This window comes from Nonomuraea sp. NPDC050643 (assembly GCF_040654715.1).
Lineage (GTDB): Bacteria > Actinomycetota > Actinomycetes > Streptosporangiales > Streptosporangiaceae > Nonomuraea.
In genome coordinates this window covers 1-8,155 of sequence record NZ_JBFAIM010000143.1, presented here as the reverse complement: position 1 = coordinate 8,155, position 8,155 = coordinate 1, and the positions used below count along the sequence as shown (strand labels likewise).

General features: G+C 69.4%; 11 protein-coding genes. 7 read left to right on the top strand and 4 right to left on the bottom strand.

Annotated features, from left to right (window positions below; all coding sequences use genetic code 11):
* Nucleotides 1–637: 637 nt before the first annotated feature.
* Nucleotides 638–1,147 (bottom strand): universal stress protein, encoded by a 510-nt coding sequence (locus AB0I15_RS66325; RefSeq protein WP_358120962.1) that lies wholly within the window; start codon nucleotides 1,145–1,147, stop codon nucleotides 638–640.
* An 11-nt stretch (nucleotides 1,148–1,158) separates the two neighbouring features.
* Here AB0I15_RS66325 and AB0I15_RS66320 point away from each other — a divergent pair, with 11 nt between their 5' ends.
* From AB0I15_RS66320 to AB0I15_RS66290, 7 genes are all read left to right on the top strand, one after another.
* Nucleotides 1,159–1,587: a hypothetical protein gene (locus AB0I15_RS66320; protein ID WP_358120959.1), complete on the top strand. Its 429-nt coding sequence runs from the start codon at nucleotides 1,159–1,161 to the stop codon at nucleotides 1,585–1,587.
* A 198-nt stretch (nucleotides 1,588–1,785) separates the two neighbouring features.
* A complete protein-coding gene (locus AB0I15_RS66315) occupies nucleotides 1,786–1,914 on the top strand; it encodes a hypothetical protein (RefSeq protein ID WP_358120956.1) in 129 nt (42 codons plus the stop codon).
* 190 nt (nucleotides 1,915–2,104) lie between these two features.
* Complete coding sequence (locus AB0I15_RS66310) at nucleotides 2,105–3,304, top strand: FAD-dependent oxidoreductase (RefSeq protein ID WP_358120953.1); 1,200 nt, start codon at nucleotides 2,105–2,107, stop codon at nucleotides 3,302–3,304.
* 22 nt (nucleotides 3,305–3,326) lie between these two features.
* Nucleotides 3,327–4,280, top strand: a complete 954-nt coding sequence (locus AB0I15_RS66305) for a sigma-70 family RNA polymerase sigma factor (RefSeq protein WP_358120950.1) — start codon at nucleotides 3,327–3,329, stop codon at nucleotides 4,278–4,280.
* 179 nt (nucleotides 4,281–4,459) lie between these two features.
* Nucleotides 4,460–4,621 (top strand): hypothetical protein, encoded by a 162-nt coding sequence (locus AB0I15_RS66300; RefSeq protein ID WP_358120947.1) that lies wholly within the window; start codon nucleotides 4,460–4,462, stop codon nucleotides 4,619–4,621.
* A 193-nt stretch (nucleotides 4,622–4,814) separates the two neighbouring features.
* The gene (locus tag AB0I15_RS66295) at nucleotides 4,815–4,937 is read left to right on the top strand and encodes a hypothetical protein (RefSeq protein WP_358120944.1); all 123 of its coding nucleotides are present in this window, start codon (nucleotides 4,815–4,817) and stop codon (nucleotides 4,935–4,937) included.
* A gap of 103 nt (nucleotides 4,938–5,040) precedes the next feature.
* Nucleotides 5,041–5,229, top strand: coding sequence for a hypothetical protein (locus AB0I15_RS66290; protein ID WP_358120942.1), 189 nt, complete (start codon nucleotides 5,041–5,043; stop codon nucleotides 5,227–5,229).
* Here the strand turns inward: AB0I15_RS66290 and AB0I15_RS66285 are convergent.
* From AB0I15_RS66285 to AB0I15_RS66275, 3 genes are all read right to left on the bottom strand, one after another.
* Nucleotides 5,210–6,154 (bottom strand): NAD(P)-dependent oxidoreductase, encoded by a 945-nt coding sequence (locus AB0I15_RS66285; protein ID WP_358120939.1) that lies wholly within the window; start codon nucleotides 6,152–6,154, stop codon nucleotides 5,210–5,212. The genes AB0I15_RS66290 and AB0I15_RS66285 overlap by 20 nt on opposite strands.
* Nucleotides 6,155–6,531: 377 nt before the next feature.
* A complete protein-coding gene (locus AB0I15_RS66280; protein WP_358120936.1) occupies nucleotides 6,532–6,729 on the bottom strand; it encodes a (4Fe-4S)-binding protein in 198 nt (65 codons plus the stop codon).
* Between the two features lie 7 nt (nucleotides 6,730–6,736).
* Complete coding sequence (locus AB0I15_RS66275) at nucleotides 6,737–7,963, bottom strand: cytochrome P450 (protein ID WP_358120933.1); 1,227 nt, start codon at nucleotides 7,961–7,963, stop codon at nucleotides 6,737–6,739.
* Nucleotides 7,964–8,155 lie beyond the last annotated feature (192 nt).

Below are 8,155 nucleotides of genomic sequence, written 5' to 3'. Positions count from 1 at the left end.
GGAGTAGGTGGCACGACCATGCGAATGGCCCACATGACCACGCATCATGCGCTCATCAGACATGCACCGAACCCTAACGATCTCCACCGACACCGGGTCTTGGGACTATCAGGCCGGGATTCAACGCCAAGGGACCCGCCGCAGGTCAGGCCGGGTTCGGCGACCCATCGCAGGTTCGCATCCAATGCGAGATTCGCGCGTCCGTTGCTGAATTCAGGGGCGCCCGCGGTGAGGGTTCATCAGAGCGAGTGAACCCGAGGGTGATGGACGAGGGCTGGTGAAACGCACGGCTGGTTTCGGCTCGAACATGGCGGGATAAATCCGGCGCGATAACGATCAGCAGCGCGTTTTCGCAGGTCGCGGTGCTCGATATCCTTTCTATGCCAACTGCGGCAAGGCGGGCTCGCACAGTGACGCCACGGTGCTCATGATCGACCACATGAGGGAGCTCATCGTCCTGCGCTTCGACGGCCGAGACGGAACCACGTCGATCCTGGACTTCTACGCGGCGGCCGAACGCGAGCGAGCCCTCGCCGATGCCGCACAGGCAGCAGAACGCGCACTCGCCCGCGGGCGACTGGAGGAGTTCGCCGTGGTCCACTACTCAGTGATCGCATTCTCCCCCATGATGTCCTCCTCACCTCTGTCTGCAGCGTCGCGCACGGCGGCCTCGCGTCGTAGCGGCGAATGTCCCGGATGCCAGGGCTGTAGGTCCCGGCATCAACGCGCGTACCACCGCGACCGGGCGGTGGGCGTGGTGCGGGACGCCGCGGCTGACCGAGCCGAGCAGCAGCGAGCCCAGGGCTCCGCCCCTGTGCGACCCCACCACCAGCAGGTCGGCGCGCTCTGAGGCGTCGGTCAGCGCATCCACCGGGTGCGCCGCCGGGATGTCCTCGATCAACCTCACCTCCGGGTACGTCGCGCGCAACGCCTCGACCCGATCGCGGACGACCTGGTGCTGGGCCGCGCGGACCTCGTCCATGTCGTAGGCGGCCTCCGGCGCGAACGCGTGCACCGGCAGCTGCCAGGCGTGCACGGCCCGCAGCGTGGCGCCACGCAGCTTCGCCTGCCCGAAGGCGTAGGCGAGGGCCGGTTCGCATTCGGGCGCGTCGTCCACGCCGACCACGACCTCCCCGCGCACCGCCACCGTTCGAGCCGGTGCGGGTGGTGCCGACTCGGCCGGACGGCTGGCCTGACTGGCTCGGTCGCAGGCTGATCAGCTCGGTCGACCGGGACAGGATCCTGAAGGATCTGAGTGCCGATCAGGAAGAGTTGGACGCCGTCAAGCGACAGGACGGCCCGCGTCTCGCACCCCTATTCTCGTTCGTGACGATCGAAGGGTTCGGCGGGCCAGGTGATCCACGAAAAGTGGCCCGGTTGCGAGCCGCCATCAACGCGGCGTGCCGGGTCGCGGCAGGCGATCGGCGGACCAGCTATCGCGCAACCGATGAGCGCGTCACGATCGGGATCGCTGGGCCGGACGCGCGTGAGCGGATCGCGGTGCTGCGCCAGGCAGCTCGCCAAGATCGGCGGCAGCCGCGGCTGGTCGATCGCCGAAGATCTGAACTGACCCAGCTATCACGGTGAGTGGAGCGAACTGTCTCATTCGAGACCCGCCCGGTGACCTTGCCGAGGCCACCACAGCCGCAAGGAGCCGACCGGCAGGTGATGCCCTGTCAGCTAGCCGGGCACTCGGGTCAGCCAGACGCCGCAGTCTCACCTGCCGACTCTGCCGTCACCAGCCGCACCGTGATCGTGGTCCCGCACACGTGTACGGCGCTCTCGATGCGACTGCAGTCGCCCGAAGATCTCGTTGAACTCCGCGTCCAGAACACCGCGCGGCACTTGCGGGCACGACACGTCACCGACGCCGCCCGTGCCGTGGTCACCCCGAACATGCTCGGCCTGGCCTGAACTCCCATCAAGAGCCTCGGACTCCTATCCGTGGCCACGGTGCACAGTGGCCACGCCGCCTCGGCGTCGCGAGCGTCGTTGGGCGGCGCTCCTGTCGCTCTGTGACCCATGACACATGCGGTTCCTGTCAGCAATCGGGGCTCTGTTCCGCTCAACTAACCGGAAGCAAGCCAGCCGACAGGAGCAACACATGAAGCACCGCATCGTCGTCCTCGGCGCCGGCTATGCCGGGGTCTACGTGGCCGGGAACCTGACCCGCCGACTGTCCCCGGCGGACACCGAGATCACCGTGGTCAACGCCGAGCCGGACTTCGTCGAGCGGCTGCGGCTGCACCAATTCGCGGCCGGCCATGAGATCGAGGCCCAGAAGCTCGCCGACGTCTTCGCGGGCACGGGGATCCGGCTGCGCGTGGCCCGTGTCACCGCCGTGGACCCCGAGCGCCAGGTCGTCGCCGTGGCCGACGCCGACGGCGGCGGTGACCTCGGCTACGACACGCTTGTCTACACGCTCGGCAGCCACGGCGACGACGGCGGTGTCCCCGGCGTGGCCGAGCACGCCTTTGATGTCGCCGCCCGGCCCTCGGCGCTACGCCTGCGCGAGCGCCTGGACAGCCTGAGCAGGCGGGGCGAAGGCGGGAGTGTGCTGGTCGTCGGCGACGGGTTGACCGGCATCGAGACCGCCACCGAGATCGCCGAAGCCCGGCCGGGCCTGTCGGTGACGCTCATCGCCCGTGGTGAGCTGGGCGCCCGGCTGTCCGCCGGAGCCCGCGGCCACCTGCGCCGGGCCTGCGACCGGCTGGGTGTCACCGTCCTGGAGCACACCAGCGTCGAGGCCGTCGAAGCGACGCGGGTGTTGTGCGCCGACGGCACCGCCCTGGCGTCCGACGCAACCGTGTGGACGGCCGGGTTCGCGGTCAGCCCCATCGCGGCCGCCAGCGGGCTGGAGGTCACCGAGAACGGTCGGATCGTCGTCGATCGCACCATGCGGTCGGTCTCGCATCCGAACGTCTACGCCGCCGGCGACAGCGCCCACGCCATCGGTGACAACGGCCGACCGCTGCCGATGTCCTGCGCTTCGGCCGGCTTCACCGGCGGGCAGGCGATCCACGCGATCGTGGGACGCCTGATCGGCCGCAAGATTGCGAAGACCAAGTTGGTCTACTCCTACAACCACATCAGCCTCGGGCGACGGGACGGGATCCTGCAGATGGTCGACGACGAAGGGCAGGCAAAGCCGACTTATGTGGGCGGTCGGACGGCCGCGCGGGTCAAAGCGGGCATCCTCAAGGTCTCGCTGTGGGCCAACGCGCACCCGACGTTCGGCGTGCCCAAGCGCAGGCGCCGTCTGGCCGCCGTGCCGTATGTGTCCGCCGCGAAGGCGCTCGCGTAGCCGTCTGTCTAGGGTGGTCCGCGTGGACAGCACCGCCACTGATCGCTTCGACACCGGTCGGTTCGAGGCCAGTCGCAACCGGCTGGTCTCACTGGCTTACCGGCTGCTGGGCTCGGCCGCCGACGCCGAAGACGCCGTTCAGGATGCGTTCTTGCACTGGCAGGCCGCCGACCGGCAGCGGATCAAGGTGCCGGAGGCATGGCTGACCAAGGTCGTCACCAACCTGTGCCTCGACCGGCTCCGCTCGGCGCAAGCCCGCCGCGAACGCACCGCCGGCGCCTGGCTGCCCGAACCGCTCCTCGACGGCGACCCAATGCTCGGCCCGGCCGACACGTTCGAGCAGCGCGAATCGGTCTCCCTGGCCGTGCTGACTCTCATGGAGCGCCTGTCACCCCTGGAGCGGGCCGTCTACCTTCTGCGCGAAGCGTTCTCCCACAGCCACGCCGAGATCGCCGAGATCCTCGACATCACCGAGTCCGCGAGCCAGCAGCACCTCCACCGGGCCCGGCGCCGCATCACCGCCGCGCGCCGCCGCGGCGGCGAAGTCGATCCGGCATCCGCCCGCAGGATCGTCGAGGAGTTCCTCGCCGCCGCCGCCTCAGGCCGCACCGAACGACTGGCGGCGCTGCTCACCGACGACGCGACCGCGATCTCCGACGGCGCCGGCCTGACCCAGACGCTGCTGCGGTACGACACCGCGCAGCGCATCGCCGCGGTCGTACGGGCCGGCTTCAAATCCACACCCGCCAAACGGCGACTTGCCGGCGGCACGCCCGCCATCCACTACGCGCCCGTCAACGGCGCCCCCGCCATCCTCTTCGTGGTCGGCGACCAGGTCATCGGCACCGTGGCGTTCGACATCACCCACGGCAAGATCGCCACCGTGCGCGGCATCGCCGCCCCCACCCGCCTCGCCCGCCTCACCCAAGCCTGGCGGCAGCACGAACCGGACACGCCGCTCATCACCCGGTGGTGACCCCGACGCCGGCCGCGGCCAGGCGCAGCACCCGCGTTGCGTTGAACCGCTCCCGAATATCGGACGCCACCAGCCGCATGTGGACAGCGGGCAGCGGCCCGCGGCCGTCGGCTCTGCATTCGGTCCGGTTCCGCACCGCACAACACTGAGACGTTCTATGAGCAGAAACGGGACATCTGATGAATGACAGCACGCTCGCCGGCGCACGGATGCGCGCGATGAGCCCGCGATCCTGGGGCGGTCCGGAGGTCCTCACCGAAGTCGAAGTGGATCGCCCGAGCCCCGGTCCAACGGAGATCCTGGTCCGGGTGCACGCCGCCGAGGTCAACCCGGCCTACTGAAAGTCCCGGACCACAGCGTCGAAGCGCGGTGTGCTCGGATTGGTCAAATCGGCTGCCTTGGAACTGGGACCGGTCGGTATCCGAGTCAACGCGTTCCTGGCAGGCGAGAGCGCGTCGTTCATCGCGGGCAGCGTGTTCACCATCGATGGCGGCTGGCTGGCCGGCGGCACCGAACTCGGCCGACGCCGCGGCGGTGTCACCGCAAAGGCATGGACTGGACGCCGCCAAGCACTACGGCGAGGACCAGCTCACCGTCCTGATGTCCCTCATCGCCCTCATGAACACCGGGTGGTGCTCGTCGGTGACGCGGGCGTGACGCTGTATGCGGGAATGGGCGTCTCGACCGGGATGGCCGGAGCCGACCTGCTGGGCTCCATGCTGGCCCGCCACGCCGACAATGTGACCGAGGCGCTGACGCGATGGAGCGGCAGTTGCACCCCTCCATCGAGTACGTGCAAGGCAACGGCATGCAGATGCGCAACCGTCGGGCCGGTGACGAGCGGCTCGGGCAGCCTGCCGAGCATGTGGCAGGCGATGGCGAACGCTCGCGGGCCAGCTCGCGGGCCAGGTCCGAGGCGGACATGTCGGCTATTGCAATCCTGTGGTGAAGCCCGTGCGCCAGCTTGGATACTGCAGCGTCCAGTCCAGTTCGCGCTTGGTCTTCTCGCTGGAGATCCCGCGGGCGCGCGTCATCATGTCCACCGCGGCCGTACCGGCCAGCGCGCGCACGAGCCAGGCCGGTACGCGGCGCGGCGGCTTGGCGCCAAGTGCGCGGGCCAGGCCCGGGAGCCAGTCGCGCACGGGTGCCGGCTCGTCGTCGGCGACATGGTAGATCCCGGCCCGGCCGCGTTCGACGGCCGCGACCGTGGCCGACGCAGCGTCGGTGATGTGCACCAGCGACAACACCCCGCCGCCGTCACCGACGATCGGGGACTTCCGCTTGCGGACCTGCTCGGCCATCTCGGCGTCCGGCGCGCTGCTGATGCTGGTCCCCGGGCCGTAGAAACCGCCGTAGCGAAGCGCGATGCCCTCAGCCCAGGTGATGCCGGTCACCGAGTTCTCCAGGTAGCTCAGGGCGGCCACCGCCTCCGCCGCATCGGCAGGCGGGTTCGGCTCGATCCGGCCGTTCTCGCCGGCGACCGGCCCGCCGATGCGTTCCATCCACTGAGCGTTGCTCTGCGCCACGAACCTGCGGACACCGACGGCGCGCGCAGCGGCCAGCAGGTGGTCGGTGCCCTCGGTGCGCAGCCGGTTGGTCGCGGCCGCCATCAGCTTGTACTGCCGGAAGTTGATCGGTCCGCTCAGCGCGGTGAGCTGGTGCACGATCACCTCCGGCTCCGCCTTGGCCACCGCGTCGGCCACCGACTCACGGTCGAGCGCGTCGACGACGACCGGCTCGGCACCGAGTACGCGCAGAGCACCGGTCTTGGCGGCCGAGCGGGTCGTGCCTACGACCTCATGGCCGCGCGCCACGAGTTGGACAACGATCTGGCTGCCGATGGCACCGGATGCTCCGGCAAGGAAGATCTTCATGAGGTCTCCGTTCGTCGTGCTCACATGAAAAGACGAGACGCCCGGCCCTCCATGACCGGCTGCGATCCATTTCGCAGAGTGGAGCGTTCGTAGCCACCCGTGGCGGCGGAAGGCGTCTGATGTCGGGCCGGAGGTCCTCGCAGGAGGGATCAAGGGCTCCTACGTGCTCGCGCTGGCTCTGCATTACCGGGACCAGGGACTGAACCTGCGTGACACGGCATGCCCACCTCAGGGCAGGTGAGGCGCCGGTGGAGGGGTGACTGGTCGGTGTGCCCAGATCCCGGTTCGTCTTGCCTCCGGCTCGGATGAACTGGAGGCAAGCTCCGGCCTATGTCACCCCTCTCTTGACACGGACGCGTGGCCCGCCCGGGTAGGGCTTACTCCTGCACGATGGATAAGGCTCGGGATGGGCACAGGGTGACGGCGTGGCGTGCCTGGGCCGCGCTCTGGTCGTCGGGGTGGTCGGTCAGCAGGGTCACGAGGCCGTCGTCGTCCTGGTCGAAGACGGTCGGCTCGGTCAGGGTGCACTGGCCGGAGCCGACGCAGAGGTCGGTGTCCGCTTTGATCCGCATCATGTCCTGCTCACCAGGTGACCGGGAGTTCGTGGGCGCCGTAGATGACGGCGTCGTTCTTGAACGGCAGGTCATCGACCGGTACGGCGAGCCGCAGGGCAGGGATGCGGCGGAACAGCGTGTCGAAGACGATCTGCAGTTCCATCCGGGCCAGGTTCTGGCCGAGACACTGGTGCGGGCCGAAGCCGAAGGCGAGGTGGTGGCGGGCCCCGCGGTCGACGTCCAGGTCGGCCGGGTCCTTGAACGCCGCCGGGTCCCAGTTGGCCGACAGGGCCGAGACGATGACACCCTCGCCGGCCCGGATGCTCGCCCCGCCGATCTCCATGTCTTCGGTGGCGACCCGGGAGGTGACCCCGTCGGCGATGGTGAAGTAGCGCAGCAGTTCCTCCACGGCCATGGGCGTCCTGCCCGGGTCGGTCTTGATCAGGGCCAGTTGCTCGGGGTGGGTGAGCAGCCCGACCACGCCGAGCGAGATCATGTTCGCGGTGGTCTCGTGTCCGGCGGTCAGCAGCAGGAAGGCCAGGCTCACCAGGCCCGCGTGGTCGAGGGCGCCGTTCTGGCGTTGCCGGGCGATCTGCCGGCCGAACAGGTCGTCGCCGGGTTCGGCCTCCTTGCGGGTGACCAGGTCGTCGAGGTAGGCGCGCACTTCGGTGAAGGCCTGCCGGCGCTCCTGCGGTGAGGAGGTCCGGCTTACCATCATGGTGGTGCGGCTTTGGAAGAAGTCGTGGTCGGTGTAGGGGACGCCGAGCAGTTCGCAGATCACCAGGGACGGCACCGGCAGGGACAGCGCCTGCACCAGGTCGACCGGCCGCTGGTCGGTGGCGAGTAGGGCGTCGATGAAGTGGTCGACGATGTCCTGGATGCGCGGGCGCAGCGCGGCCAGGCGCTTGATGGTGAACTCGCCGATCACCGGGCGGCGGGCCGCGGCGTGTTCGCCGCCGTCCATGCCGATCATCAACTGTGGCTGGCTGCGCAGTTGCCGCAGGGTCGCCGCGTCGAGGTTGAAGAGCGGGAAGCCGTCCTTGCGCCGGTCGGAGGAGAAGCGGGGGTCGGCCAGGACGGTCCGGGCCTCCTCATGCCCGGACACCCACCATGCCTGGCCGCCGCTGGTCAGGCGGACCTTGCTGATCGGCGCCTGCTCGCGCAGTCGCTCGTAGGCGGCGGGCGGGGCGAACGGGCAGCCCCGCTCGACCGGCAGTTCCAGGCCGGCGAGTTCGCCGGCGACGCTCTTCGTCATCAAGGGCCTCCTGGTCATGGATCTGGCTGAGATGTGTTCGGCGTGGTCGATTCCGCCATCGGCGGGCTCGACCGTGCCGCGCAGCACGAGGTTCTGCGCGGTTGCGGGACGGGTTGTCACCGTGTTGATCGCAGGGTGAGCGGGGTTTCGGAGCCGATGCGGGTCAGCTTGGCCGGGTTGCGGACGTAGTAG

Excerpts from the sequence above, each read along its gene's own strand:
- AB0I15_RS66315 (WP_358120956.1), top strand. The coding sequence starts at position 1,786 with ATGCGACTGCAGTCGCCCGAAGATCTCGTTGAACTCCGCGTCCAGAAC.
- AB0I15_RS66310 (WP_358120953.1), top strand. The coding sequence starts at position 2,105 with ATGAAGCACCGCATCGTCGTCCTCGGCGCCGGCTATGCCGGGGTCTAC.
- AB0I15_RS66300 (WP_358120947.1), top strand. The coding sequence starts at position 4,460 with ATGAATGACAGCACGCTCGCCGGCGCACGGATGCGCGCGATGAGCCCG.
- AB0I15_RS66290 (WP_358120942.1), top strand. The coding sequence starts at position 5,041 with ATGGAGCGGCAGTTGCACCCCTCCATCGAGTACGTGCAAGGCAACGGC.
- AB0I15_RS66285 (WP_358120939.1), bottom strand. The coding sequence starts at position 6,154 with ATGAAGATCTTCCTTGCCGGAGCATCCGGTGCCATCGGCAGCCAGATC.
- AB0I15_RS66280 (WP_358120936.1), bottom strand. The coding sequence starts at position 6,729 with ATGATGCGGATCAAAGCGGACACCGACCTCTGCGTCGGCTCCGGCCAG.
- AB0I15_RS66275 (WP_358120933.1), bottom strand. The coding sequence starts at position 7,963 with ATGACGAAGAGCGTCGCCGGCGAACTCGCCGGCCTGGAACTGCCGGTC.